This window comes from Streptomyces marokkonensis, from assembly GCF_008312835.1.
GTDB classification, from domain to species: domain Bacteria; phylum Actinomycetota; class Actinomycetes; order Streptomycetales; family Streptomycetaceae; genus Streptomyces; species Streptomyces marokkonensis_A.
In genome coordinates this window covers 229,458-253,521 of sequence record NZ_VSKS01000011.1, presented here as the reverse complement: position 1 = coordinate 253,521, position 24,064 = coordinate 229,458, and the positions used below count along the sequence as shown (strand labels likewise).

The following is a 24,064-nucleotide window of genomic DNA, read 5'->3' as shown; positions in this document are numbered from 1 at the left end:
CTGCGCCGTGGTGCCCCTCGAAGGTCGTCGGACCAGGAGGCCTCCTCAATGACCGCCCCTCGCACTCCGCTCTCCGAGCTCGAACAGGGAATCCCCTTCGAACAGCGCCACATAGGCCCCGACCACGAGGCCCGGGCCAAGATGCTCGCCCAGGTGGGGTACGGCTCGCTGGACGAGCTGACGGCCGCCGCCGTGCCGGATGTCATCAAGAACGCCGACGCGCTGGACCTTCCGGGTGCGCGGAGCGAGGCCGAGGTACTGGCCGAGCTGCGGTCGCTGGCCGACCGCAACAAGGTGCTCGGCTCCATGATCGGGCTCGGGTACTACGGCACCTTCACCCCGCCGGTCATCCTGCGCAATGTGATGGAGAACCCCGCCTGGTACACGGCCTACACGCCGTATCAGCCGGAGATCTCCCAGGGCCGGCTCGAGGCGCTGCTGAACTTCCAGACCGTGGTCGCCGAGCTCACCGGCCTGCCGACCTCCGGCGCCTCCCTGCTCGACGAGGGCACCGCCGCCGCCGAGGCGATGGCGCTGTCGCGGCGCATGGGCAAGAACAAGAAGGGCCTGTTCCTGGTCGACGCGGACGCCCTTCCGCAGACGATCGCCGTGATCGAGACCCGCGCCGAGCCGACCGGCGTCGAGGTCGTCGTCGCCGACCTGAGCGACGGCATCCCCGCCGAGCTCGCCGAGCGCGAGATCAACGGCGTACTGATTCAGTACCCGGGCGCCTCCGGCGCCGTACGCGACATCAAGCCGGTGATCGACCAGGCGCACGGGCTCGGCGCGCTCGTCACCGTCGCCGCCGACCTGCTCGCCCTCACCCTGCTGAGGTCGCCCGGGGAGCTGGGCGCGGACATCGCGGTCGGCACCACGCAGCGCTTCGGTGTGCCGATGGGCTTCGGCGGACCGCACGCCGGATACATGGCCGTGCAGGAGAAGATGGCGCGCAGCCTGCCCGGGCGCCTCGTCGGCGTCTCCGTCGACGCGGACGGGCACAAGGCCTACCGCCTCGCCCTCCAGACCCGTGAGCAGCACATCCGCCGCGAGAAGGCCACCAGCAACATCTGCACCGCCCAGGTGCTGCTCGCCGTCATGGCCGGCATGTACGCCGTCCACCACGGACCGGAGGGGCTGAGGATCATCGCCCGGCGCACCCACCGGTACGCCACGATCCTCGCCGAGGGTCTGCGGGCCGGCGGAGCGGAGATCGTGCACGGCTCGTACTTCGACACGCTGACCGTGCGCGTCGCCGGGCGGGCCGCCGAGGTCGTCGCCGCCGCCCGCGACAACGGCGTCAACCTGCGTCTCGTCGACGCCGACCACGTCTCGGTCGCCTGTGACGAGACCACCACCAGGGCGCACCTCGCCGCCGTGTGGAGCGCCTTCGGCGTCGAGGGCGACATCGAGGCCCTGGACACGGCGGCGCGGGACACGCTGCCGGACGCCCTGCTGCGCAACGACGAGTACCTGACGCACCCCGTCTTCCAGCAGCACCGCTCCGAGACCGCGATGCTGCGCTACCTGCGCCGGCTCGCCGACCGCGACTACGCGCTGGACCGCGGCATGATCCCGCTGGGCTCCTGCACCATGAAGCTCAACGCGACCACCGAGATGGAGCCGGTCACCTGGCCCGAGTTCGGGCAGCTGCACCCCTTCGTGCCCGCCGAGCAGGCGCAGGGCTACCTCACGCTCATCCACGAGCTGGAGGAACGTCTCGCCGAGGTCACCGGCTACGACAAGGTGTCGCTGCAGCCCAACGCCGGTTCCCAGGGCGAGTTGGCCGGTCTGCTCGCCGTGCGCGGCTACCACCGCGCCAACGGCGACGAGCAGCGCACCGTCTGCCTGATCCCGTCCTCCGCGCACGGCACCAACGCCGCCAGCGCCGTGATGGCCGGAATGAAGGTCGTCGTGGTCAAGACGTCGGACGACGGCGAGATCGACGTCGCGGACCTGCGGGCGAAGATCGGGCAGTACCGCGACGAGCTCGCGGTGCTGATGATCACGTACCCCTCGACGCACGGTGTGTTCGAGGAGCACGTCGCCGACATCTGCGCGGAGGTGCACGAGGCCGGCGGCCAGGTGTACGTGGACGGCGCCAACCTCAACGCCCTGGTCGGTCTGGCCAAGCCGGGCCACTTCGGCGGCGACGTCTCCCACCTGAACCTGCACAAGACCTTCTGCATCCCGCACGGCGGCGGCGGCCCCGGCGTCGGACCGGTCGGCGTGCGGGCGCATCTCGCCCCGTACCTGCCGAACCACCCGCTCCAGCCCGAGGCCGGGCCGGAGACGGGCGTGGGGCCCATCTCGGCGGCGCCCTGGGGCTCCGCGGGCATCCTGCCCATCTCCTGGGCGTACGTCCGCCTCATGGGCGGTGAGGGGCTCAAGCGGGCCACGCAGGTGGCCGTGCTCAGCGCCAACTACATCGCCAAGCGCCTCGAGCCGCACTACCCCGTCCTCTACACCGGTCCCGGCGGGCTGGTCGCGCACGAGTGCATCATCGACCTGCGCCCGCTGACCAAGGCGACCGGCGTGAGCGTGGACGACGTGGCCAAGCGCCTGATCGACTACGGCTTCCACGCGCCGACGATGTCGTTCCCGGTGGCCGGCACGCTGATGATCGAGCCCACCGAGTCCGAGGACCTGGCCGAGCTCGACCGGTTCTGCGACACGATGATCGCGATCCGTGCGGAGATTGAGAAGGTCGGCTCCGGCGAGTGGCCCGCGGACGACAACCCGCTGCGCAACGCCCCGCACACCGCCGCCGCCCTCGGCGGGGAGTGGGACCACGCGTACGCCCGCGAGGAGGCGGTCTTCCCGGCGGGGGTGAGCGCCGCCGACAAGTACTGGCCGCCGGTGCGCCGCATCGACCAGGCCTTCGGCGACCGGAACCTGGTCTGCTCCTGCCCGCCGCTGGACGCGTACGAGGACTGACGCACCGAGGAGGGCTCCGCTCGGCTGGAGCGGGGCCCTCCGGCGTGCCTGGACCGGCCCTCAGGCCGGGTACGCGTGCGTCTGCGTCGCCTTGACCGCCGCCCAGACCGGTGCGCCCGGACGCAGGTCGAGTTCGGCCGCGGCGACCGTGGTCAGGTCGGCGGCGAGGGACAGTTCGCCGGTGAGCTCCGCGCGGATCTGGTCCCCGTGGGTCTCGAGGCCGGCGACCGCGCAGCGCCAGAGGTTGCGGGCGCTGGAGCCCGTGGGCCGGTCCCGGTACAGGGTGACGGCGCCGGGCGGGAAGGCCACGAACGCCGGCCCGGAGAGGTCCTCCGTGGTGCTGACGGCGGGACCCGCGTCGAGCCGCACCGTGTGGCCGTCGGCCTGCCCGCGGTAGAGGTTGAGGCCGACCAGCTGGGCGATGTACCCGGTGCGCGGGTGGCGGGCGATGTCGGACGGCGTGCCCTCCTGCACGATCCGGCCCCGCTCCACGACCACCAGGCGGTCGGCCAGCACCATGGCGTCCAGCGGGTCGTGCGTGACCAGGACCGCCACGGCCTCGAAGGCGGCCAGATGACGGCGCAGCTGTGCCCGCACCTCCAGCCTGGTACGGGCGTCCAGGGCGGCGAGCGGTTCGTCCAGGAGCAGCAGCCGGGGGTGGGTGGCCAGGGCGCGGGCGAGTGCCACTCGCTGGGCCTGACCGCCGGACAGGTGCCGGGGCCTGGTGCCGGCGTGCTCGGCCAGCCCCATGCGGTCCAGCCACGCGGCGGCCCGGGCCCGTGCCTCCGCCTTCCCGGCGCCCCGGCAGCGGGGCCCGAAGGCCACGTTGTCCAGGGCGGTCAGATGCGGGAAGAGCAGGTAGTCCTGGAAGACGACACCCACAGGACGGGACTCCGGCGGCGTGCGGTGCAGTTCCGCGCCGTCCAGGCGCAGATGGCCCGCGGTGAGGGGGGCCAGGCCCGCCAGGGCACGCAGGGCGGTGGTCTTGCCGGCCCCGTTCGGCCCGAGCAGGGCGACGACGTCGCCGGGCGCGGCGGTCAGCGCGACGTCCAGGCGGAAGGTGCCGCGGTCCACGACGAGCCGGGCGTCCAGTCCCTCGGGGGCGGGCCCGGGCACGGCGCCCGCCGGGCCGGGCAGGGTCTCGGGAATCTTCGGCATGGGTCAGACGGTCCTCATCCAGTGGTCCCGGAGCCCCGCGAGTACGGCGATGGACACCGCCAGCAGGACGAGGCTGAGCGCGATCGCGGCCGCCGGGTCGTTCTGCAGGGCCAGGTAGACCGCCAGCGGCATGGTCTGGGTGCGGCCGGGGAAGTTGCCGGCGAAGGTGATCGTCGCGCCGAACTCGCCGAGGGCCCTGGCCCAGGCCAGGACGGCACCGGCGGCGATTCCCGGGGCGATCAGGGGCAGGGTGACGCGGCGGAACGCGGTGAACCGGGACGCGCCCAGCGTGGCGGCCGCCTCCTCGAAGCGCGGGTCCGCGGCCCGCAGCGTGCCCTCGACGCTGATGACGAGGAACGGCATCGCCACGAACGTCTCCGCGAGGACGACGCCCGCGGTGGTGAACGGCAGGGTGACGCCGAACCACGCGTCCAGCCACTGGCCCACGACGCCGTTGCGCCCCAGCGCGAGCAACAGGGCGACACCGCCCACCACCGGGGGCAGCACCAGCGGGAGCGTCACCAGGGCGCGGACCAGGCCCCGGCCGGGGAAGTCCGTCCGGGCCAGCAGCCAGGCCAGCGGGACGCCGACGACCAGGCTCAGGGCGGTCGCCGCCGTGGCGCAGAACAGTGACAGGCGCAGCGCCTGCCACACCTCGGGGCTGGCCAGCTGTTCGGGGAGGCTGCGCCAGGGAGCCCGGAGGAGGAGGGCCAGCAGAGGTACCAGGAGGAACGCCAGGCCCACGAGGGCGGGCACGAGGAGGGCGAGCGGGACACCGCGGCCCGGCGAGCGGGGGCGGGCCTTCGGGGGAGCTTCCCGGCCGGTGGTCATGGCTTCAGGAACCCCGCCTCGCCCAGCACCTTCCGGCCCTCCTCCGACCTCACCAGCTCCACGAACGCCTTCGCCGCCGAGGGGTTCGGGGCGTTCTCGAGCCGGGCGATCGGATAGTCGTTGACGGCCTCGGCGGACTCCGGGAACTCCACGCCCTCCACCTTGTCACCGGCCGCGCGCACATCCGTGCGGTACACGACGGCGGCGTCCGCCTCCTTGAGTTCGACCTTCGTCAGCGCGCTCCTGACGTCCTGCTCGTAGGAGGCGGGTGTCAGCCCGACGCCCGCGGCCGTGAGCGCGGTCCGCGCGGCGGCGCCGCAGGGCACCGTCCTGTCGCACAGCACGACTTTCAGGCCCGGGGCGGTCAGGTCCCGCAGGGAGTCGATCCGGTGCGGGTTGCCCGGCTCGGTGGCGATCTGCAGCCGGTTGCGGACGAAGGTGCCCGGACTGCCCGCCGTGTGACCCTCGTCCGTGACGAGCCGCATCGTCCTGGCGCTGGCCGCCGCGAACACGTCGGCGGGGGCGCCGTTGTTGATGCCGGCCGCCAGGGAGTCGCTGCCGCTGAAGTTGAAGGTGACCCGGGCCCCCGGGTGCTTCCTCTCGAACCGCTCGCCCAGCTCCGTGAAGCCCTCCTTCAGCGAGGCGGCCGCGAAGACGGTGACCGTGCCGCTCACGTCCTCTCCGCCCGAGCCGGAGGAGGAGCCGGAGCCGGACGGCGAACAGGCGCTCAGCGTGAGCAGCGCGATGGCCCCGAGGCCTGCGGCCCGGTGTGACCGGTGGGCGGAACGGGGCATCGCTGACTCCCTCGACAGGTCGGCGGAAGCGCCCGCACGGCCCTTCCGGTACGCCGATCATACTGACGCGTCTGCGAGGCAGTTGTCCCCTGTCTCATCGCACAAGCGAGGAAAAGCGGCGTGCAGGCACGCATGTGCGTTCTCGCAGGCGCGCCCTTCCGCTCAGGTGCGGTCGATATGCACGTTTGTCGACTTCACCCGTGCGGTGGCCTCCACGCCGACTTCCAGGCCCAGTTCCTCGACGGCCTCGCGGGTGAGCAGGGAGACGAGGCGGTGCGGGCCGGCCTGGATCTCGACCTGGGCGGCGACGTCGCCGAGCTTGATCGCCGTGACGATGCCGGGGAAGGCGTTGCGCGCGGAGGTGTACGGGGTGTCCTCCTCGGTGGTGCCCGCCCTGGCGAGTTCGACGGAGAAGGCGGCGAGGTCCCGCCCGTCGACGAGCCGCCGTCCGCCCTCGTCGCGGTGCGTGGTGAGGCGCCCCGCGTCCGCCCAGCGGCGGGCGGTGTCCGGGCTCACGCCGAGCAGCCTCGCTGCCTGGCCGATCGTGTAGGACTCCATGACCGTCACGATAGGGCGCGGTCCGGCGAGCGGCGGGCCGGCGCCGAGGCGGGAGGCGCCGGTCACCCCGCTCCGTGTCCGGGACTACGGTGAGTGATGTGCCCCGGACACGCGTCGGGGCCGGCTCGCGGGGAGTCCCGCGGTCCGGCCCCTGTCCGCCCGGTGGCGCCAGGCCCCGCTCAGGCGGTGGTCAGGCTGGCGCCCCGGGGACGCTGCGGGGCGATGATCCTGCCGTCGGGCAGGAGCTCGCCGGTGTCCTCGAAGAGCACGACACCGTTGCACAGCAGGCTCCAGCCCTGCTCCGGGTGGTGCGCCACGAGACGGGCGGATTCCCGGTCGGCGGAGTCGGCTGAGGGGCACGGTGGCTGGTGCTGGCACATGGGTGGGTTCTCTCGCTCTGTGGTGACCTGTGAGTCGGCTGTCGATTCAGTTCCGCGGCGTGAAGCCTCGTTCATGACCGCCCCCCGTTGTGATAAGTCGGTCGGAAACCAGTGTTGCCCCACGGACGACGATCCGCAGGGATTTCGCGGCACCGCTCCTCACAGGTTGATGACGCATCACCCGCGCGGACGGTTCATCCCAACTGCACTGTCACTTCGGGTGGTTCGCCGTGGCCGAATGGGGCTAGTCCGCATGCGCGCACCCCGTCGTCCGGAGTGGCCGGACGACGGGGTACGCGATGCCGGAACGTCAGGCGGGTGAGCCGAGCAGCCGGGTCGGGGTCACCCGGTGCGTCAGCACCGGAAGCAGTTCGGTGACCCGGTGCGGGCGGTGGGCCGCGATGCCGGGCGGTGCCGGCGCGAGCGGGACGAGCAGGTCGGTGGCGGCGGGCCGGCCGCCGGCCCCGTCCGCGGTGGGATCGCCGTGCAGCCACAGCGCCAGCATGTAGAGGCCGGGCACCGACAGCAGCCGCGGCTGGTACGGCTGGGTCATGGCCTCGGCCTGGCGCAGGGCGAGCTCGGTGGACGGGATGTACGGGCCCTCGAAGAAGCGGGAGAAGGTCCATCCGTCCGCGGTGAGCACGGTGTCCGCGGCGGCCACCGCGCGGTCGCCGGTGCGGATCAGGAAACGCCACCCGGCCAGCCGTGTCGCGGTTCCGCCCTCGGCGGTGACCCGGTCCAGGACGTGCACGGGGAGGGGAAGCTCGGGCGAGGCGGGTCCCCGCGCGCCGAGCAGGGAGGGAGTTCGCGCCTCACGCACCGCGGTCGGTGAGGAGAGCGCGGTCAGGACGGAACGCAGTGCGGGCGCGGGAGCCGGGGGGACATGCAGCGGCATGGTGGGTCGCCTCTCATTCGAAGGCACAGTGGCGCGAGGGCGGGGCAGGGCGTGGCGGACGGCGCTGTCAGCTCGCGAAGGTCAGAGAGGCAGGGACCGGGGTCCGAACGCGGGAGACGGGGATGAGGACTGCCGCACGCCGTCTTCCGGCTGGATCGATCGACCGTGGGCGCCCACCTTCTGCCTTGTGGGCAAAGTTTATACGACGCGTGTTCAGGCTTTGTTTCGGCTAGCTGTTTTCGGCCGCGCGAGCAAGGGTACTTCTGGCCGGAGAAACGCGAAAATCATCCCGATTCCAGACAGGGTGCACGCCGGTGACCTCGGATAACGACCGTCAAGCGGTCGGCCCATTCGCGTCGGCGTTTTTCACGAGTTCGTATCCGACCCGCACCATGCGTTCTGTGCCATGCCCCGTGAATGTGCCACTGGTCTTCATCGACCAGACTAGCGGCCGACAGTCGGGTCCGGGGCGTTATCGATCGCATCCGCGGGGCATCCTCCTGTGTGGACCGGGACCCCGGCGGCCGTTCTTCGGTCCGCCCATCCGAGGAGGGACGCTTCGATGGGGGAGAAGGTCGTGGCAGGTCAGTTCGACCTGTCCGATCGCCAGCGCTACCGCGAGAAGCTCCGCAGCTGCCTGACGGGCTTGGAGCGACTCCTGGCGGAGAAGCGGTTCGACCGCCCCAAGAACCTGATGGGGCTGGAGATCGAATTGAATCTCGCGGGCGCCGACGGCATGCCGAAAATGTTGAATGCGCAAGTCCTCGAACGGATCGCCAGCAGGGACTTCCAGACGGAACTCGCGATGTTCAATCTGGAAGTGAACATCGCGCCCCACCGATTGAGCGGGCGGGTATTCGACCGGCTCGACGAGGAGCTGCGCACCTCGCTCGCGTATGCCGACCGGAAAGCCGCCGAGGTGGACGCGGGCATCGTGATGATCGGCATCCTGCCGACTCTGGACCGGGACGACCTCGTCTCCTCGAACCTTTCCGATGTCGACCGCTACGCATTGCTCAACGACCAGATCGTGGCCGCGCGCGGTGAGGACTTCACCCTCGACATCGACGGTGTGGAGCGGCTCAGCTGCACCTCGAAGTCGATCGCCCCCGAGGCCGCCTGCACCTCGGTGCAGCTGCACCTCCAGGTCACCCCGGAACGCTTCGCGGGAGTGTGGAACGCGGCCCAGGCCGTCGCCGCGGCGCAGATCGCCGTCGGCGCCAACTCGCCGTTCCTGTTCGGGCGTGAACTGTGGCGCGAGTCGCGGCCCCCGCTGTTCCAGCAGTCCACCGACACCCGACCGCCCGAGCTGCAGGCCCAGGGCGTGCGGCCGCGCACCTGGTTCGGGGAGCGGTGGGTGACCTCGGCGTTCGACCTCTTCGAGGAGAACCTGCGCTACTACCCGGCCCTGCTGCCGATCTGCGACGACGAGGACCCGCTCGAGGTCCTTGACCGGGGCGGCATCCCCACGCTCGCCGAACTCGTCCTGCACAACGGCACCGTCTACCGCTGGAACCGGCCCGTGTACGGCATCGCCGACGGCGTCCCCCACCTGCGGGTGGAGAACCGCGTGCTGCCCGCCGGCCCCACCATCACGGACGTCATCGCCAACGCGGCCTTCTACTACGGAGTGGTCCGCGCCCTCGCGGAGGACAGCCGACCGGTGTGGACCCGCCTGCCCTTCGAGGCCGCCGCCGCGAACTTCGACGCCGCCTGCAGGCACGGCATCGACGCCCGCCTCACCTGGCCCCGGCGCGGTCGCCTGGGCGGTCTCGGAGAGGTGGACGCGGTCACCCTCGTACGGGACGAGCTGCTGCCGCTCGCCGAGGCCGGGCTGGACGCGTGGGGGATCGAGCCCGCCGACCGCGACCTGTACCTCGGGGTGATCGAGGAGCGGTGCCGGCGCCGGGTGAACGGCGCGACGTGGCAGGCCGCGACCTTCCACCGCGCCCTCGACCTCGGCCTGGGCCGGGAAGCCGCCCTGGCCGCCACCACCCGCCGCTACCGCGAGCTGACGGAACAGGGAGAACCCGTGCACACCTGGCCGGTGGGCCTGCCGGAGCCGGTGCCCACGGCCTGACCGCGGCACGGCCCCCCCCGGCCGGGCGCGCGGCCGCTGCCCTCATACTGATCGGACCGATCGGTGATGTGGAGGCAGGTGTGCAGGCGGAGGCGGGCCCGGGGGCCGATTCCCTTCCTGAGCGGAGACTGTCACGGAGGACGCTGCGCAACGAGACGCTGCTCGTGCTCGCGCTGTCGCTCGGCGCGAGCGGCGTGTCCGCGCTGATCAGCTTCGTCGGCTCGGTCACCGAACCGGGCGGGCTGGAGGACCAGGCGGCCACCCTGAACGCGTCGGCCGCGCCGGGCCGCCCGTGGCTGGACCTGGCCTGGCAGCTCTTCGGGATCACCACGGCGCTCGTACCGGTCGCGCTGGTCGCGCACTTCCTGCTGCGCGAGGGCGTCGGGCTGCGCGTCCTCGGCTTCGACCGCACCCGGCCCTGGTTCGACCTCGGTCGCGGAGCCGCGGTCGCGGCGGTCATCGGCAGCAGCGGCATCGCCTTCTACCTGGCCATGCGAGGCCTCGGCTTCAACCTCACCGTGGTGCCGGAGGCGCTGCCCGAGGTGTGGTGGAAGTACCCCGTGCTGATCCTGTCGGCGCTGCAGAACTCGATCGTCGAAGAGGTCATCGTCCTCGGCTATCTGCTGCGCCGGCTCAACCAGCTGGGCTGGAGCCCGGGCGCCGCGATGGCGGGCAGTTCGGTGCTGCGCGGCTCGTACCACCTCTACCAGGGCATCGGCGGCTTCATCGGGAACATGGTCATGGGTGTGGTGTTCGTCCACCTCTACCGGCGCTGGGGGCGCGTGGGGCCGCTGGTGGTCGCGCACACGCTGCTCGACATCGGGGCGTTCGTGGGGTACGCGCTGCTGGCCGGCAAGGTGGACTGGCTGCCGACCGCGTGAGACGGCGGGTGGAGGGGCGTGCGGCCTGCCGCACGCCCCTCCCGTTTGCCAAGGTCAGACCAGCAGGTCACCCTCGATGACCGTCACGGCGCGTCCGCTCAGCAGCGTGCGCTCGCCGCGCACCTCGGTGCGGACGCGGCCGGAGCGCGGTGAGGCCTGGAGACCGGTGAGGGCGGGACGGCCGAGCCGCTCGGACCAGTAGGGGGCCAGGGCGGTGTGCGCGCTGCCGGTGACCGGGTCCTCGTCGATGCCCACGTTCGGGAAGAAGCAGCGGGAGACGAAGTCGTAGCCGAGGGCGGGGTTCCCGGCGCGGGCGGTGGCGATCACGCCGCGCTCGGAGTGGGCGGCCAGGGCCTTGAGGTCGGGCCTCAGGGCGTGCACCGTCCGCTCGTCGGCGACCTCGACCAGCAGGTCCCCGATGTTCGGGCCGGTGTCGAACGCCGTCAGGGGCACGGTGCCCAGGGCCTCGGCGACGCCGTCGGGGACGTCGACCGCGGTGAGCGGGGCCGTGGGGAAGTCCAGGGTGACGGCGCCGTCCTCGCCCGTGGTGGCGACGAGGACCCCGCTGCGGGTGGCGAACCGCACCGGGCCCCGGTGCGCGCCGGTGCTGTGCAGGACGTGCGCGGTGGCCAGTGTCGCGTGGCCGCACATCGCGACCTCGACGGCGGGGGTGAACCAGCGCAGCGCCCAGTCGGCCTCGCCGCCGTCGGCAAGCGGGTGGGCGAAGGCCGTCTCGGCGTGGTTGACCTCCAGGGCGACGTTCTGAAGCCAGCCGTCGTCCGGGAAGGCGTCCAGGAGCAGCACTCCGGCTGGGTTGCCGGCGAAGGGCCGGTCGGTGAAGGCGTCGACGATTCGGATCCGCATGTCCCGACGGTACGGGCCGCGTGAAGCCGCGGACCAAGGCCAATCGGTGGGTGGTGGACCGATCACCGGGAGCGTTCGGTCCGCCGAGGGGGTGTGGGGTTGTCGGACGAAGCCTTCCGATATATCGTTGAAGCATCGCGACAGATCAACGATGGAATGGAGTGGTTGCGATGCGTAGCCATGGACACGAGCACGGACACGGTCACGGCGGCCCGCGGGGAGGCCGGGGCGACTTCGAGAGGCTGCGTGCGGCCTTCGGCCCCTTCGGCCCGGGTGGCCCGGGTGGTCCCGGCGGCCCCTTCGGCCCGGGTTTCGGGCACGGGGGCCCCTGGGGCGGACGAGGGCGCGGCGGGCCGAGGGGAAGGGCGCGGCGCGGCGACGTACGGGCCTCGATCCTGGCGCTGCTGAAGGACCGCCCCATGCACGGCTACGAGATGATCCAGGAGATCGCCGAGCGCAGCGGCGGGGCGTGGAAGCCCAGCCCCGGCTCGGTGTACCCGACCCTCCAGCTGCTGGAGGACGAGGGGCTCATCATCAGCGAGTCCGAGGGTGGCAAGAAGCTGTTCTCCCTCACCGAGGCCGGCCGTACGGCGGCCGGGGAGGGTCCCGAGGCTCCCTGGGAGGAGGCCTCGCGCGGGGTCGACTGGGAGGCGCTGAGCGAGATCCGGCAGGCCGGGTTCGGGCTGATGGAGGCCTTCGGGCAGGTCTGGAAGACCGGCAGCAAGGAGCAGCGCGAGAAGGCCCTCGCCGTCATCAACGAGGCCCGCAAGAAGCTGTACCTGATCCTTGCCGACGAGGACTGACCAGGACTGACGACGCGGACAGGGAGGGGTGAGGGCCGACCGAGGGGCGTGACGCAAACCGGCGCGCGCCCTTCGGTGTCGAACACCCTGATCTCCTTCGCAAGGAGGAAATTCCTGTCCGGGGCGTCCACTTTCCGTGGGACGCCAAGATGCTTCCCGCCGGGGATGTCCCGGCGGCACGGGACTGATGGGGTGGGGGATGTGCAACCCCGTATCCCCCGGCAGCAGGCCCGGGAGCTCCAGGAGCAGGGCGTCCAGCGCGCCGACAGCGATGATGCCAGGCTCAGCGCCGAGCTGGCGGCGGTGGTCGCCGGGGCCCGCCGCAGGGCCGTCAGGGACGGGGACGGCCAGATCGACACGGCCCATCTGCTGCACTCGCTCCTGGAGTCCGACCCCGAGGTGAGGGCCGTCCTCGGCGAGGGGCCCCGCATCGCGCGACTGTTCGGCTATCTGGTCCAGCGCAGCATCGGCTACGGCCTGCGCTGGCACGGCGCGGTGGAGGACTCGGGTGGCGTCCCGGTGGTGACCGGGACGGCGGGCTTCTCCCCGCTGGCCGCCGGCTGCATGGAGTACGCCCACGGGCGCGCCGCCCGCAACGGCGGAGGTCCGGCACGCGGTTCGGACCTGCTCGCCGCGCTCGTCGCGGACCCGCAGGCACGCGCCGCCGAGGTGCTCGAACGCGCCGGGATCGATCCCCGTGAACTGTTCGCCCGGCTCGAGGCGCCGTCCAGTCGGTGAGACAGGTGTCATGGGGGGTGACGCTCCTGTCGGCGCCTGTCATCATGTGCCGGTGCCTACCTCTGCCAGTACCCGGAACCACCGTGGAAGGGGCGTCGGGCTCAGTCTCGCGCTGCTGTCCGCCGTGGCCTTCGGAGGATCCGGTGTCGCGGCCAAGCCGCTGATCGAGGCGGGCCTCGACCCGCTCCACGTCGTGTGGCTGCGCGTGGCGGGCGCGGCGCTCGTCATGCTGCCGCTGGCGGTGCGGCACCGGGGTCTGCTGCGCAGCAGACCGGGGCTGCTCGTCGGGTTCGGCCTGCTCGCCGTGGCCGGAGTCCAGGCCTGCTACTTCGCCGCCATTTCCCGCATCCCCGTCGGTGTCGCGCTCCTGGTCGAGTATCTCGCGCCGGCGCTCGTGCTCGGCTGGGTGCGGTTCGTGCAGCGGCGGCCGGTGACCCGCGCCGCCGCGGTCGGCGTGGTCCTCGCGGTCGGTGGGCTCGCCTGTGTCGTGGAGGTGTGGTCCGGACTCGGATTCGACGCCCTCGGACTGCTGCTGGCGCTCGGCGCAGCCTGCTGCCAGGTCGGCTACTTCGTCCTGTCCGACCAGGGCAGCGACGCCGACGAGGCCCCCGATCCGCTCGGTGTGATCTCCTACGGACTGCTGATCGGCGCCGCCGTGCTGACCCTCGTCGCCCGGCCCTGGTCCATGGACCGGTCCGTGCTCACCGGCAGCGCCGAGATGGACGGCACCCCGGTCGCCGCCCTCGTGCTGCTGGGCTGGATCGTCCTCGTCGCCACGGTGGCCGCGTACGTCACCGGAGTGGTGTCGGTGCGCCGGCTCTCGCCGCAGGTCGCGGGTGTGGTGGCCTGTCTCGAGGCGGTCATCGCCACCGTCCTCGCCTGGGTCCTGCTCGGGGAGCATCTGTCGGCACCGCAGATCGTGGGCGGCGCGGTCGTCCTGGCGGGCGCCTTCATCGCCCAGTCCTCGGCCCCGGCGAAGGGTTCCGCGAAGCCGGTGGCGGGCGGCGGCCCCGAACGGGAGTTGTCCACGCCGGGAACGACCGCATAAGGTGCCGATCATGCATGCGCGCGCACTCGTTCTTCCGCCTCCCGCCGCCTGAGGCGGGCCCTCCGGTACATCCGCCCCGGCATGTCGCCCGGGGCGTAACGGTGCTGCCCGCAGACGAAGTCCGATGATCCCGCCGCTCCGGCCCTCACCGGGCCCGGTCCGGGATCCCTTCCCGAACTTCCGCGCCCACGCCGACGCGCGTGGTGCGTGCATCTGCGGAGAGAACACGTGTCGAACGCCGTCTCCGGCCTGCCCGTCGGGCGAGGCCTCCTCTATCTGATCGTCGCCGGTGCCGCCTGGGGCACCGCGGGCGCGGCCGCGTCGCTGGTCTACCGGACCAGCGACATGGGCCCCGTCGCCCTCTCCTTCTGGCGCTGCGCCGTGGGCCTGGTCCTGCTGCTCGCCGTCCGGCCGCTGTCCCGTCGTCCCCGGTCCGCCGTCCCCGAGCCGTTCGGCCGCCGGGCGCTGCGGGCCGGAGTCACCGGCGTCGGGCTCGCGGTCTTCCAGACCGCCTACTTCGCGGCCGTCTCCGCCACGGGACTCGCCGTGGCCACCGTCGTCACCCTGGGCGCCGGACCCGTGCTGATCGCGCTCGGCGCCCGGCTGACCATGGACGAGCGGCTGGGGCGCGGCGGCCTGGCCGCCGTCGCGGGCGCGCTCGCCGGACTCGTGGTGCTCGTCCTCGGCGGCGGGGAGACGGCCGTGGACCCGTGGGGGGTCCTGCTCGCGCTGGTGTCCGCGGCCGGATACTCGGCGATGACCCTGCTCACCCGCTGGTGGGGGCGCGGCGGAGGTACGGACTCCGCCGGCACGACCGTGGGGGCGTTCGCCGTCACCAGCCTGGTGCTGCTGCCGTTCGCCGCGGTCGAGGGGCTGGTGCCGCAGACCGACGCCCCCGGCGTGCTGTTGTGCCTGCTCGCCTACGTCGCCTCCGTGCCGACGGCGCTCGCGTACGGCCTCTACTTCGCCGGGGCAGCCGTCGTACGGTCGGCCACCGTGTCCGTGATCATGCTGCTGGAGCCGGTGAGCGCGGCGGTGCTCGCGGTCGCCCTGCTCGGTGAGCGGCTCACGGCGGCCACCCTGGCCGGCACCCTGCTGATGCTGGGCTCGGTCGCGGGGCTCGCGGTGGGCGAGGCACGGGCTGCGCGGGCCCGCAAGGGCGAGCCGGAAACCGTCCCCGTGTGACAGCGGGTGCCCTCCCGGGCGGGAGGGCACCCGGTTCAGTCCGGCTGCCGGCGCAGGACGTGCGCGCGTGCCTCCGTGTCACGCGCGCCGTCCCGGTCCGCCAGCCCGGCCGCGATCCGGTCGCGCACCGCCTCGGACCGTTTGCCCGCGTACTTGAACTTGGCCCGTACGCCCGTCACTTCGAGTCGAAGGCCGCGGATCCCGGACAGCAGCCGCCCGTACGGGGCCTCGCCCGCCGCCGCCCGCGCGGAACCGCCCTCCGGCTGGAAATGGCCCGTCTGCCCGTTCAGCAGCGCGGCCTTCTCCGCCGGGTCGTCCACGACGTGGGCGCGGCAGCGCAGCTGGACGGCGGCGTAGAGGCTCGTCGGGACTCCGTGCTCCGGCGGGGTGCCGGGCTCGGCCTGCCAGGGGCCGGGGACGAAGACGTAGTCGTCGACCACGCTCAGCAGGACGTCCGGGTTCGCCTCGAGGGCGTGCCAGAGCGGGTTGGGCCGGGCCAGGTGGGTGAGTGCCTCGCCGCGCTCGGCGTCGTACGCGAAGTGCAGGGGCTGGACGTACGGCGGTTCGCCCGGGGGGCCGTTGACCGCGAGCTGGCCGAAGTCGTGCGCGGCCAGCCACCGCTGCCACTCGTCGTCGTCGCGGGGCGCGTCCCAGGGGTGGATCAGCATCACAGAGCCGTCAGGTAGCCGGGCAGTTCGGTGCCGGGCGCCAGGTCCGGGTCGGCGAGCGGGGTGTCGTAGCCCTTGCTCAGCGGGACGACGCCGGCCCAGTGGGGCAGGGCCAGGTCCTCGGGCTCGTCGTTGACGCCGCCGGTGCGGAGCTTGGCGGAGACCTCGTCGAGCTCGAGGCGGATCACCGCGGTGGCGGCCAGCTCCTTCTTGCTGGCCGGGCGGGAGTCGGCGGCCCGGCCAGGTACGACGTGGTCGACCAGGGCGTCGAGCGCCTGCCGCTTCTCCTCGGGGTCGGTCACGTCGTACGCCAGGCCGTGCACCACCACGGAGCGGTAGTTGACCGAGTGGTGGAAGGCCGAGCGGGCCAGCACCAGCCCGTCGACGTGGGTCACGGTCAGGCAGACCGGCAGGCCCTGGTCGGCCCGGCCCGCGGCGCGCAGCGGACGCGAGCCGGTCGAGCCGTGGACGTAGAGGACCTCGCCGACCCGGCAGTACAGCGTGGGCAGCACGACCGGTGCGCCGTCCCGGACGAAGCCGAGATGGCAGACGTAGCCCTCGTCGAGTATCGCGTGCACCAGTTCCCTGTCGTAGGCGGCACGGTCGGGGGAGCGGGTGGGGACGGTGCGCTCGGTGGGCGGGTAGGTGGCGGCGGGCCGCTGCCGCGGCTGGGGTCCCTGCATGGCGGTCTCCATTGCACTAGTGCATACTTGATTTTGTGCTAGGAGAGTATCGGATCAGTGGACGGCGTGCGGCGGACATTTCCGCCAGCATCGAGCGAGCGGTGGGGGACGGGACGCTGCGGCCGGGCGAACTGCTCCCCCCTATGAGGGAGTTGGCGGACCGGCTCGGGGTGAACCCGAACACCGTCGCGGCCGCGTACCGCACTCTGCGTGAGCGCGGGGTCATCGAGACCGCGGGCCGGCGGGGGAGCAGGGTGCGGCCCAAGCCGGCGACCACGGCACGCGAGCTCATCCGGGTGGAGGTCCCGCCGGGCGTGCGGAACCTGTCCGAGGGCAACCCGGACCCCGCGCTGCTGCCCCCGCTCGCCGGGGCCTTCGCGGCGGCGGCCGCCCAGGGCGACCGGGATCCGGTGCTCTACGGGCAGGCACCCGTCGAGCCCGGGCTGGCACGTCTGGCCCGGGCCGGGCTGGACGCCGACGGTGTCCCCGACGGGCCCGTCGCCGTCACCTCGGGCGCGCTGGACGCCATCGAGCGGGTGCTCACGGCCCACCTCAGACCCGGTGACGCGGTCGCGGTGGAGGACCCCGGGTGGGGGAGTCTGCTGGACCTGGTCCCGGCGCTCGGCCTGCGCACCGTCCCCGTCGGCGTCGACGGCGAGGGCCCGCTCCCCGACGACGTGCGTCAGGCGCTGGCGGGCGGGGCGCGAGCCCTCCTCGTCACCGACCGGGCGCAGAACCCGACCGGGGCCGCGCTGAGCGCCGCACGCGCGCGTGCCCTGCGGTCGGTGCTCGCGGAGCACCCCGAGACGCTGCTGATCGAGGACGACCACGGGCACCACATCGTCGACCTCCCGCTCCACCCCCTCGCGGGAACCACCCGGAGCTGGGCCTTCGTGCGCTCGGCGGCCAAGGCCTACGGGCCCGACCTGCGGCTCGCGGTGCTCACCGGGGACGCGGTGACCGTCGACCGGGTGCGCGGACGGCAGCGGCTCGGGCCGGGCTGGGTCAGCCGGATCGTCCAGCGTGCGGTGGTGCGGCTGTGGAGCGAGGGAGCGGTGGACCCGGCGGCCGTGGCCGCGCGCTACGGGCGGCGCCGCGACGCGCTGATCGGGGCGCTGGCCCGGCGCGGGGTCGCCGCCCACGGGCCCAGCGGCATGAACGTGTGGGTGCCCGTCCCCGACGAGACCGGCGCCGTCGCCCGGCTCCTGCACGCGGGCTGGGCGGTGGCCCCCGGCGCCCGCTTCCGGATGAGCGCGCCGCCGGCCATCCGGGTCACCGTCTCGACGCTCACCGAGGACGAGATCGAGCCCCTGTCCGAGGCGATCGCCGCGGCGATCGGCCCGGCCGGGGAGCCGGCGCGGACGTACGCGTAGGCGCGGGGCTCGGCCGTGTGCCGGGCCGGAGCGGGCGTGCTCGTGAAGCGCGGGTGCGGCGCTCGGTCGTCGTGGCCGGGGCGCACTGTCGCCGTGCTCGGGCGTGCGTGGGGCGTGGGCCGCCGTTCGGAGTGGAGAACGGTCGGCGGCAGCCGTACGCACGGGCCGCGTCCCTCAACAGGCCGGGGCAGGCGCGGTGTTCGAGCCCGGGAGCCCTGTCGTCCCGGCTGCAGCGCGGCGCCGGTGGCGCGGTCACGCCGGCCGCTTCGGCCTCGCCTGCGTCAGTGCCGCGCCCGCCAGCACGATCGCCGCGCCCACCGGTGTCGACCACGTCAGCGTCTCACCGAGCAGCACGATGCCGGCCGCGGCGGCGATCACGGGGACGAAGTAGGTGACCATCTGCCCGGTCGTCGGACCCACCTCGGCGACCAAGCCGTACTGGACGAGGACGGCCAGACCCGTGCCCAGCGTGCCCAGCGCGGCGATCGCCAGCAGCGGCCCGACGGCGAAGGTGGTCGGCAGGGTGGTGAACAGCGGTGTGACGACCGCCAGTTGGACGGTGGCGAGCAGCAGCTGGCCCCCGGTCAGGGACAGGTTCGAGTGACTGCTGCCCGCCAGGGTGCGGCGGACGTAGATCCAGCCGACCGGGTAGCTCAGCGAGGCCAGCAGGGCCAGCGCGGTGCCGCGGGCGTCCAGGCCCTGGAAGCCCTGCCATGCGCCCAGCACGGTCAGCACCCCGAGGAACCCCAGGCCGAGCCCCGCCACCCGCACCCGGGTCGGCCGGTCCTCGGACAGGGCCACCAGCGACAGCGCCATGCCCCACAGCGGCGAGGTCGCGTTGCAGATGCCGGCCAGCGTGGACGGGATGGTCAGCTCCGCGAAGGCGAACAGGGAGAATGGCAGGGCGTTCAGCAGGAATCCGGCGACCGCGAGATGCCCCCAGGTGCGCGCACCGCGCGGCAGCCGCTCCCGGCGCACCGCCATCGCGACGGCGAGGACGGCGGTCCCGAAGGCCAGCCGGCCGAAGGTGACCTGGAACGGGGCGTATCCCTGGGTGCCCACCTTGATGAGGAGGAAGCTGAAGCCCCAGATCAGGGACAGTGCGCCGAAACGCAGCCGCCAGTCCAGACGGGGGCGGGCGTTGTCCGGGGCGGGACCGACCGGGCCCGGCGTGGTGGTGGTCGCGGTGACGCTGCTCATGGACGTAACGATGCTGGACACCCATCTCGTAGCACAATCGAGATTTCGCACGCGGTATCTCGTAGCATCACTTACATGTTGAACCTGGAGCGCCTGCGCACCCTCGACGCCCTCGCCCGGCACGGCTCGGTCAGCGGCGCGGCGGAGGGGCTGCACATCACGACCTCGGCCGTCTCGCAGCAGATGTCCAAGCTGGAGCGGGAGGTCGGCCAGCGGCTGCTGGCCAAGAACGGGCGCGGTGTCCGGCTCACGGACGCGGGCCGGCTGCTCGCCGAGCACGCCGCGCGCATCCTGTCCCAGGTCGAGCTGGCCCAGTCCGATCTGGAGGCGCAGCGCGGGCAGGTCGCCGGTGAGCTGCGCGTCTCGGCGTTCCCGACCGCCGCCCGCGGGCTGTTCCCGGTCGCGCTCGCGGATCTGCGCGAACGGCACCCCGCGCTGCGCGTGCGCTCCCGCGAGCTGGAACCGGAGCAGGGCATCCGGGGGGTGGTCCGCGGGAACCTCGACCTCGCCGTGGTGCTCGACTGGTACAACAAGCCGATGCCGCTGCCCGACGGCCTGGTCAAGGCGCTCCTGCTGGACGACCCGGCCGATGTGGCGCTTCCGGCCGGTCACCCGCTGGCCGGGCGCGACGAGGTGGACCTCGCCGAGTTCGCCGAGGACGAGTGGATCACGTGGGGCGAGGGAGAGTTCTGCCACGAGTGGCTCATGTTCACCTTGCGCTCCAAGGGCATCGAGCCGATCGTCGGCCACCGTGCCGCCGAGAGCCACACCCAGCTCGGCCTGGTCGCGGCGGGGCTCGGCGTCTGCATCGCCCCCCTGCTGGGCCGCAACCCGCTGCCGGACGGGGTCGTGACCGTCCCCCTGCGGCAGCGGGTACGACGGCACGTCTTCGTGGTCTGGCGTGCGGACGCGGACCGCCGCCCGTCCATCCGCGCGGCGGTGGAGGCGCTGCGGGCGGCGGGGGAACGCGTCGGGCCGGCCGGGGAGAGCGACGGGCGTCCTAGGACGGCGTCGGCAGCTTCCTGAAGTCCCAGGACACGATCTTCTCCGGCGTCAGGCGCAGCCAGGCGTGCCGTCCGTCGTGGGGCATCTCGTCCAGGCCGAAGTTCTTGCGGGCGAACAGGGTCTCGGGGACGTCGAGTTCCGCGCACAGCTCGCCGGTGCGCGGGATCTCGCCCACGAACTCCGCCCGCCCGGACAGCTCCGCGCCGCGCAGCTCGTCGTACTCCTCGCCCGTGTCGACCACGACCGCCACCCGCGGGTCCCGCCGCAGATCCGCCCAGCGCCTGCTGCGCACCACGGAGTACAGCCAGAGCGAGGTGCCGTCCCAGGCGAACCAGAGGGTGCTGACGTGCGGTGCGCCGTCGGCGGACACCGTGGCGACCCGGCAGGTGCGCTGGACGGTGAGGAAATCGTCCAGCTCTCCGGGCGTCATCATGATCTTCCGGCCCCGGCGCTGCGTGGCGGTCATACGGCCTCTTCTTCTCTCATGTCGTGCATGGTGCCAGGTGCCGGCCGACGGCTCAGGCGAGGGTGATCGAGTCCCCGCTGACGGTGATCTCCACCGCGGGCAGCGGTTTGGTCGCAGGACCGCTCTTCACACTGCCGTCGGCGATGGAGAAGTTGCTGTTGTGGCAGGGGCAGTTGATGACCCCGTCGGCGATGCTCTTCACCGCGCACCCCTGGTGGGTGCAGGTGGCCGAGAAGGCCTTGAACTCGCCCGCCGTCGGCTGGGTGACGACCACCTCGCGGTCGGCGAAGACCTTTCCGCCGCCCTCGGGGATGTCCGCGGTCGAGGCGAGCGGCTCGGCACCGGCGGCGGCGCCACCGTCGGAGCCGGCGCCGCTCGGACCGTCGTCCGACGGGCCGCCGGTGGGTCCGGAGTCCACGGAGGAGCCCGACGCGTCGTCGTCGGAACCTCCGCACGCGGTCAGCGCGGCGGCGAGGCCCGCCGCTCCGGCCGCCGCCACGACGGCTCGACGGCCGGGTCCCGATGCGGGCTGAGGCGATGCGGTCATGCTGATGTCCCTTCCGGGGAGGGTGGGGGGTCGGGGAGAGGTACGGCCGACGGGGCCACGCTGTTCAGGGGATGCCGAGAGCTTGGCGTGCCCGCGGTCGGAGGGGCGTAAATCACAGCTGTCGTTTCGCTGTCGGGCGCGGGGCCCGTCCCGCCCGGGCCGCCTCCGGCGTGCGGTGCCGCGCCAGTAGCCTGGGGCGATGCTCAAGGAAGTCATCGCGACCCGTTTCATCGCGCCGCTGCGCGAGGGCGGCTCGCTGCCCGGACTGATCGAGGCCGACGACCTCGGGACCTATGTCCTGAAGTTCACCGGCGCCGGGCAGGGCCGCAAGACGCTGGTCGCCGAGGTCGTGTGCGGGGAACTGGCCCGCCGGCTCGGGCTGAGGGTGCCGCGGCTGGTCACCGTCGAACTCGACCCCGTGCTGGGGCTCGGTGAGCCCGACCAGGAGGTGCAGCAACTGCTGAAGTCCAGCGGCGGCACCAACCTGGGCATGGACTTTCTCTCCGGCGCCCTGGGCTTCGACCCGATCGCCTTCGAGGTGGACCCCGGGGAGGCCGGCCGGATCGTCTGGTTCGACGCGCTGGTGAACAACGTCGACCGCTCCTGGCGCAACCCCAACATGCTCCGCCGGAGCGACGGGCTGTGGCTCATCGACCACGGCGCGACCATGATCTGGCACCACAACTGGCCCGGCGCCGCCGCCTCCGCCGCCCGTCCCTACGACGCCTCCGACCATGCCCTCAGGACGTTCGCACCGGACGTGGCGTCGGCCGCGGCGGACCTCGCACCGCAGGTGACCGAGGACCTGCTGGCCGAGGTCACCGCCGAGATCCCCGACGTCTGGCTGGCCGGGGAGCAGGGCTTCGGCAGCCCCGACGAACTGCGGTCGGCCTACGCGCGGCCGCTGATCGCCCGCGCGGCCACCGTCCACCAGCGCATCCACGGCCTCGAGGGGGACCAGTGAGCGACCGGCACGTCTTCGAGTACGCGCTGCTGAGGGTCGTACCGCGCATCGAACGCGGTGAGTGCGTCAACGCGGGGGTGCTCGTGTACTGCCGCCCCAAGTCCTTCGTCGCCGCCCGCACCCATCTCGACGAGGCGCGGCTGCTCGCTCTCGACCCGTCGGCGGACCTGCCCGGCGTGCGGGCCGCGCTGCGGGCGGTCGAGGGCGTGTGCGCGGGCGGGGACGCGGCCGGACAGGCCGCGCACGACGACGCCGGGCGGCGCTTCCGCTGGCTGATCGCGCCCCGGTCCACCATCGTCCAGCCCGGTCCGGTGCACACCGGGCTCACCGCCGATCCGGCGGCGGAGGCGGAGCGGCTGCTCGATCTGCTCGTGCGCTGACCGCGGCCGCCCACGGACCGTCAGGCGCGGCGGCGTCTCACCAGGTGTCCGGCCGCGAGCACGGCACCTGTCACGAACGTCGCGCCGATGCCCAGGTCCCAGCCGCTCGGCCCGGACTCCGACGAGCCGCCCAGCCCGCCCCGCACACCACGCGTGGGTGAAGCGGAGCCGACCGGCGCCGACGGAGTGGTGGGCGCGGTGGTGGCGGGCGCCGACGCCGTGGTGGGCGCGGTGGTGGGGGTTGCGGTCCGGGTGGGCGGAGCGGTCGTCGGTGACGGTGACGGTGACGGCGACCGGGCCGGTGCGGACGTGGCGGGCGCGGGCCGGAAGGTGGACGAGGTGAGACCGCGCCGGGGAAGCGCCTCGCAGGCCACCCCGTCGTCCGGACCCGGGTCCTCGTCGAGCCGATGCGGATCGCTCCGGTCCAGGTCGAAGAAGGTCTGCGCGTCCTCCTGGTAGGTGAAGTCGCTGCAGTCCAGGTCCTGGGCGTGGGCGGTGTCGGCCAACGGCACGATCGCGGCGAGCGCGATCAGCGTGCCCATGGCACCGGTGCGACGGCGCATGGAGCGCCTCCTTTCCGGCCGCGGGTGGCTCGCGCTTCGACGCTAGGGGCCGCCCGGTGCGGGGGCGCGCCGCAGTGGGCCGATCGGGTGCTTCGCGCCGGCCGCGGGGCGGTGCCCGGCGGCCCGCGGCACGCACGGCCGGAAGGGGTGCCCGTGCGGGGAATGGATCACACACGCGCGGTGTGCCGTTGACACCGGGTGCCAGGGCTTCTAGCGTCACGTCTGCTGAAGGTACTAAGCGGTCGCTCACTGAACCGAGTCCGGCCGCGGAGCCGCATCCCAAGGGCGAGGAGAAGCAGCAATGTCCACCACTGAGCAGCGGGTCGCGGTCGTCACCGGCGCCGCGCGCGGCATCGGCGCCGCCACCGCCGTACGACTGGCCGCGGAGGGCCGCGCGGTCGCCGTGATCGACCTCGACGAGGCCGCCTGCAAGGACACCGTCGAGAAGATCACCGCCGCGGGCGGCAAGGCCCTCGCGGTCGGCTGCGACGTCTCCGACGAGGCGCAGGTCGAGGCCGCCGTCGCCCGGATCGCCGAGGAGCTCGGCGCGCCGACCATCCTGGTGAACAACGCGGGCGTGCTCCGCGACAACCTGCTGTTCAAGATGAGCGTCTCCGACTGGGACACCGTCATGAACGTGCACCTGCGCGGCGCGTTCCTGATGTCGAAGGCCTGTCAGAAGCACATGGTCGACGCCGGCTTCGGCCGGATCGTCAACCTGTCGTCCTCCTCCGCGCTCGGCAACCGCGGCCAGGTCAACTACTCGGCCGCCAAGGCCGGCCTCCAGGGCTTCACCAAGACCCTCGCCAAGGAACTCGGCAAGTTCGGCGTCACCGCCAACGCCGTCGCGCCCGGCTTCATCGCCACCGAGATGACCAAGGCCACCGCCGACCGCGTCGGCATGGGCTTCGAGGACTTCAAGGCCGCCGCCGCCACGCAGATCCCGGTCGCCCGCGTCGGCGAGCCCGAGGACATCGCCAACGCGATCGCCTTCTTCACCGGCGAGGCGGCCGGCTTCGTCTCCGGCCAGGTGCTGTACGTCGCCGGCGGACCGCTCGACTAGGAA

The 24,064-nt window shown here is 73.1% G+C and carries 25 protein-coding genes; 12 read left to right on the top strand and 13 right to left on the bottom strand.

Annotated elements, in window-relative coordinates; all coding sequences use genetic code 11:
- The first annotated feature begins 48 nt into the window (after window positions 1–48).
- Window positions 49–2,934, top strand: a complete 2,886-nt coding sequence (gcvP, locus tag F1615_RS20945) for an aminomethyl-transferring glycine dehydrogenase (protein ID WP_149550556.1) — start codon at window positions 49–51, stop codon at window positions 2,932–2,934.
- Between the two features lie 60 nt (window positions 2,935–2,994).
- On the opposite strand, the gene F1615_RS20940 is transcribed toward gcvP, so the two are convergent.
- The 6 genes from F1615_RS20940 to F1615_RS20915 all read right to left on the bottom strand — a co-directional run bounded on the left by F1615_RS20940 (window position 2,995) and on the right by F1615_RS20915 (window position 7,550).
- The gene (locus F1615_RS20940; protein ID WP_149550555.1) at window positions 2,995–4,092 is read right to left on the bottom strand and encodes an ABC transporter ATP-binding protein; all 1,098 of its coding nucleotides are present in this window, start codon (window positions 4,090–4,092) and stop codon (window positions 2,995–2,997) included.
- Window positions 4,093–4,095: 3 nt separating this feature from the next.
- Window positions 4,096–4,923 (bottom strand): ABC transporter permease, encoded by an 828-nt coding sequence (locus tag F1615_RS20935; protein ID WP_149550554.1) that lies wholly within the window; start codon window positions 4,921–4,923, stop codon window positions 4,096–4,098.
- Window positions 4,920–5,717 (bottom strand): molybdate ABC transporter substrate-binding protein, encoded by a 798-nt coding sequence (gene modA, locus F1615_RS20930; protein ID WP_149550553.1) that lies wholly within the window; start codon window positions 5,715–5,717, stop codon window positions 4,920–4,922. The genes F1615_RS20935 and modA overlap by 4 nt, the downstream gene beginning before the upstream one ends.
- Before the next feature lie 162 nt (window positions 5,718–5,879).
- Window positions 5,880–6,275, bottom strand: coding sequence for a TOBE domain-containing protein (locus tag F1615_RS20925; RefSeq protein ID WP_149550552.1), 396 nt, complete (start codon window positions 6,273–6,275; stop codon window positions 5,880–5,882).
- Between the two features lie 179 nt (window positions 6,276–6,454).
- Window positions 6,455–6,655, bottom strand: a complete 201-nt coding sequence (locus F1615_RS20920) for a DUF5999 family protein (protein WP_037935139.1) — start codon at window positions 6,653–6,655, stop codon at window positions 6,455–6,457.
- Window positions 6,656–6,965: 310 nt separating this feature from the next.
- Window positions 6,966–7,550, bottom strand: coding sequence for a hypothetical protein (locus F1615_RS20915; RefSeq protein ID WP_149550551.1), 585 nt, complete (start codon window positions 7,548–7,550; stop codon window positions 6,966–6,968).
- 562 nt (window positions 7,551–8,112) lie between these two features.
- Between F1615_RS20915 and F1615_RS20910 the strand changes: the two genes are divergently transcribed.
- Entirely contained in the window at window positions 8,113–9,630 is a 1,518-nt protein-coding gene (locus F1615_RS20910) for a glutamate-cysteine ligase family protein (protein WP_149550550.1), read from the top strand.
- Between the two features lie 80 nt (window positions 9,631–9,710).
- Window positions 9,711–10,511: a CPBP family intramembrane glutamic endopeptidase gene (locus tag F1615_RS20905; RefSeq protein WP_149550549.1), complete on the top strand. Its 801-nt coding sequence runs from the start codon at window positions 9,711–9,713 to the stop codon at window positions 10,509–10,511.
- Window positions 10,512–10,565: 54 nt separating this feature from the next.
- Here the strand turns inward: F1615_RS20905 and F1615_RS20900 are convergent, their stop codons facing one another.
- Window positions 10,566–11,375 carry a PhzF family phenazine biosynthesis protein gene (locus F1615_RS20900; protein WP_149550548.1) on the bottom strand — a complete coding sequence of 270 codons (810 nt, stop codon included), beginning with the start codon at window positions 11,373–11,375 and terminating at the stop codon, window positions 10,566–10,568.
- Between the two features lie 170 nt (window positions 11,376–11,545).
- On the opposite strand from F1615_RS20900, the gene F1615_RS20895 reads away from it, so the two are divergent.
- The 4 genes from F1615_RS20895 (at window position 11,546) to F1615_RS20880 (ending at window position 15,149) form a co-directional block, all read left to right on the top strand.
- Window positions 11,546–12,178, top strand: a complete 633-nt coding sequence (locus tag F1615_RS20895; protein WP_149550547.1) for a PadR family transcriptional regulator — start codon at window positions 11,546–11,548, stop codon at window positions 12,176–12,178.
- Between the two features lie 201 nt (window positions 12,179–12,379).
- A complete protein-coding gene (locus tag F1615_RS20890; RefSeq protein ID WP_149550546.1) occupies window positions 12,380–12,916 on the top strand; it encodes a Clp protease N-terminal domain-containing protein in 537 nt (178 codons plus the stop codon).
- A gap of 46 nt (window positions 12,917–12,962) precedes the next feature.
- The gene (locus F1615_RS20885; RefSeq protein ID WP_149550545.1) at window positions 12,963–13,964 is read left to right on the top strand and encodes an EamA family transporter; all 1,002 of its coding nucleotides are present in this window, start codon (window positions 12,963–12,965) and stop codon (window positions 13,962–13,964) included.
- 228 nt (window positions 13,965–14,192) lie between these two features.
- Complete coding sequence (locus tag F1615_RS20880) at window positions 14,193–15,149, top strand: DMT family transporter (RefSeq protein ID WP_149550544.1); 957 nt, start codon at window positions 14,193–14,195, stop codon at window positions 15,147–15,149.
- A 35-nt stretch (window positions 15,150–15,184) separates the two neighbouring features.
- Here the strand turns inward: F1615_RS20880 and F1615_RS20875 are convergent, their stop codons facing one another.
- Window positions 15,185–15,817: an FMN-binding negative transcriptional regulator gene (locus F1615_RS20875; RefSeq protein WP_149550543.1), complete on the bottom strand. Its 633-nt coding sequence runs from the start codon at window positions 15,815–15,817 to the stop codon at window positions 15,185–15,187.
- Entirely contained in the window at window positions 15,817–16,500 is a 684-nt protein-coding gene (locus tag F1615_RS20870; protein WP_149550542.1) for a pyridoxamine 5'-phosphate oxidase family protein, read from the bottom strand. Before F1615_RS20870 ends, F1615_RS20875 begins: the two co-directional genes overlap by 1 nt.
- 35 nt (window positions 16,501–16,535) lie before the next feature.
- On the opposite strand from F1615_RS20870, the gene F1615_RS20865 reads away from it, so the two are divergent.
- Complete coding sequence (locus F1615_RS20865; protein WP_149550541.1) at window positions 16,536–17,873, top strand: aminotransferase class I/II-fold pyridoxal phosphate-dependent enzyme; 1,338 nt, start codon at window positions 16,536–16,538, stop codon at window positions 17,871–17,873.
- Between the two features lie 252 nt (window positions 17,874–18,125).
- On the opposite strand, the gene F1615_RS20860 is transcribed toward F1615_RS20865, so the two are convergent.
- A complete protein-coding gene (locus F1615_RS20860) occupies window positions 18,126–19,073 on the bottom strand; it encodes a DMT family transporter (protein WP_149550540.1) in 948 nt (315 codons plus the stop codon).
- A 75-nt stretch (window positions 19,074–19,148) separates the two neighbouring features.
- On the opposite strand from F1615_RS20860, the gene F1615_RS20855 reads away from it, so the two are divergent.
- Entirely contained in the window at window positions 19,149–20,099 is a 951-nt protein-coding gene (locus F1615_RS20855) for a LysR family transcriptional regulator (RefSeq protein WP_149550539.1), read from the top strand.
- Here F1615_RS20855 and F1615_RS20850 read toward each other — a convergent pair.
- A complete protein-coding gene (locus F1615_RS20850) occupies window positions 20,074–20,544 on the bottom strand; it encodes a pyridoxamine 5'-phosphate oxidase family protein (protein WP_149550538.1) in 471 nt (156 codons plus the stop codon). The two genes, F1615_RS20855 and F1615_RS20850, sit on opposite strands and share 26 nt — an antisense overlap.
- Before the next feature lie 52 nt (window positions 20,545–20,596).
- On the bottom strand, window positions 20,597–21,091 hold the full coding sequence (locus tag F1615_RS20845; RefSeq protein WP_149550537.1) for a Rieske (2Fe-2S) protein: 495 nt from the start codon (window positions 21,089–21,091) through the stop codon (window positions 20,597–20,599).
- Window positions 21,092–21,290: 199 nt separating this feature from the next.
- Between F1615_RS20845 and F1615_RS20840 the strand changes: the two genes are divergently transcribed.
- Window positions 21,291–22,055, top strand: coding sequence for a HipA family kinase (locus F1615_RS20840; protein WP_149550536.1), 765 nt, complete (start codon window positions 21,291–21,293; stop codon window positions 22,053–22,055).
- Window positions 22,052–22,435, top strand: a complete 384-nt coding sequence (locus F1615_RS20835; protein ID WP_149550535.1) for a DUF3037 domain-containing protein — start codon at window positions 22,052–22,054, stop codon at window positions 22,433–22,435. Before F1615_RS20840 ends, F1615_RS20835 begins: the two co-directional genes overlap by 4 nt.
- Window positions 22,436–22,455: 20 nt before the next feature.
- On the opposite strand, the gene F1615_RS20830 is transcribed toward F1615_RS20835, so the two are convergent.
- Window positions 22,456–22,998 (bottom strand): excalibur calcium-binding protein, encoded by a 543-nt coding sequence (locus tag F1615_RS20830; protein ID WP_149550534.1) that lies wholly within the window; start codon window positions 22,996–22,998, stop codon window positions 22,456–22,458.
- A gap of 301 nt (window positions 22,999–23,299) precedes the next feature.
- Between F1615_RS20830 and fabG the strand changes: the two genes are divergently transcribed.
- Window positions 23,300–24,061, top strand: coding sequence for a 3-oxoacyl-ACP reductase FabG (gene fabG, locus F1615_RS20825; protein WP_149550533.1), 762 nt, complete (start codon window positions 23,300–23,302; stop codon window positions 24,059–24,061).
- Window positions 24,062–24,064 lie beyond the last annotated feature (3 nt).

Bases quoted from the DNA above. Each gene is read 5' to 3' on its own strand.
- gcvP (WP_149550556.1), top strand. From the start codon at position 49: ATGACCGCCCCTCGCACTCCGCTCTCCGAGCTCGAACAGGGAATCCCC.
- F1615_RS20940 (WP_149550555.1), bottom strand. From the start codon at position 4,092: ATGCCGAAGATTCCCGAGACCCTGCCCGGCCCGGCGGGCGCCGTGCCC.
- F1615_RS20935 (WP_149550554.1), bottom strand. From the start codon at position 4,923: ATGACCACCGGCCGGGAAGCTCCCCCGAAGGCCCGCCCCCGCTCGCCG.
- modA (WP_149550553.1), bottom strand. From the start codon at position 5,717: ATGCCCCGTTCCGCCCACCGGTCACACCGGGCCGCAGGCCTCGGGGCC.
- F1615_RS20925 (WP_149550552.1), bottom strand. From the start codon at position 6,275: ATGGAGTCCTACACGATCGGCCAGGCAGCGAGGCTGCTCGGCGTGAGC.
- F1615_RS20920 (WP_037935139.1), bottom strand. From the start codon at position 6,655: ATGTGCCAGCACCAGCCACCGTGCCCCTCAGCCGACTCCGCCGACCGG.
- F1615_RS20915 (WP_149550551.1), bottom strand. From the start codon at position 7,550: ATGCCGCTGCATGTCCCCCCGGCTCCCGCGCCCGCACTGCGTTCCGTC.
- F1615_RS20910 (WP_149550550.1), top strand. From the start codon at position 8,113: ATGGGGGAGAAGGTCGTGGCAGGTCAGTTCGACCTGTCCGATCGCCAG.
- F1615_RS20900 (WP_149550548.1), bottom strand. From the start codon at position 11,375: ATGCGGATCCGAATCGTCGACGCCTTCACCGACCGGCCCTTCGCCGGC.
- F1615_RS20895 (WP_149550547.1), top strand. From the start codon at position 11,546: ATGCGTAGCCATGGACACGAGCACGGACACGGTCACGGCGGCCCGCGG.
- F1615_RS20875 (WP_149550543.1), bottom strand. From the start codon at position 15,817: ATGCTGATCCACCCCTGGGACGCGCCCCGCGACGACGACGAGTGGCAG.
- F1615_RS20870 (WP_149550542.1), bottom strand. From the start codon at position 16,500: ATGCAGGGACCCCAGCCGCGGCAGCGGCCCGCCGCCACCTACCCGCCC.
- F1615_RS20860 (WP_149550540.1), bottom strand. From the start codon at position 19,073: ATGAGCAGCGTCACCGCGACCACCACCACGCCGGGCCCGGTCGGTCCC.
- F1615_RS20855 (WP_149550539.1), top strand. From the start codon at position 19,149: ATGTTGAACCTGGAGCGCCTGCGCACCCTCGACGCCCTCGCCCGGCAC.
- F1615_RS20850 (WP_149550538.1), bottom strand. From the start codon at position 20,544: ATGACCGCCACGCAGCGCCGGGGCCGGAAGATCATGATGACGCCCGGA.
- F1615_RS20845 (WP_149550537.1), bottom strand. From the start codon at position 21,091: ATGACCGCATCGCCTCAGCCCGCATCGGGACCCGGCCGTCGAGCCGTC.
- F1615_RS20840 (WP_149550536.1), top strand. From the start codon at position 21,291: ATGCTCAAGGAAGTCATCGCGACCCGTTTCATCGCGCCGCTGCGCGAG.
- F1615_RS20830 (WP_149550534.1), bottom strand. From the start codon at position 22,998: ATGCGCCGTCGCACCGGTGCCATGGGCACGCTGATCGCGCTCGCCGCG.
- fabG (WP_149550533.1), top strand. From the start codon at position 23,300: ATGTCCACCACTGAGCAGCGGGTCGCGGTCGTCACCGGCGCCGCGCGC.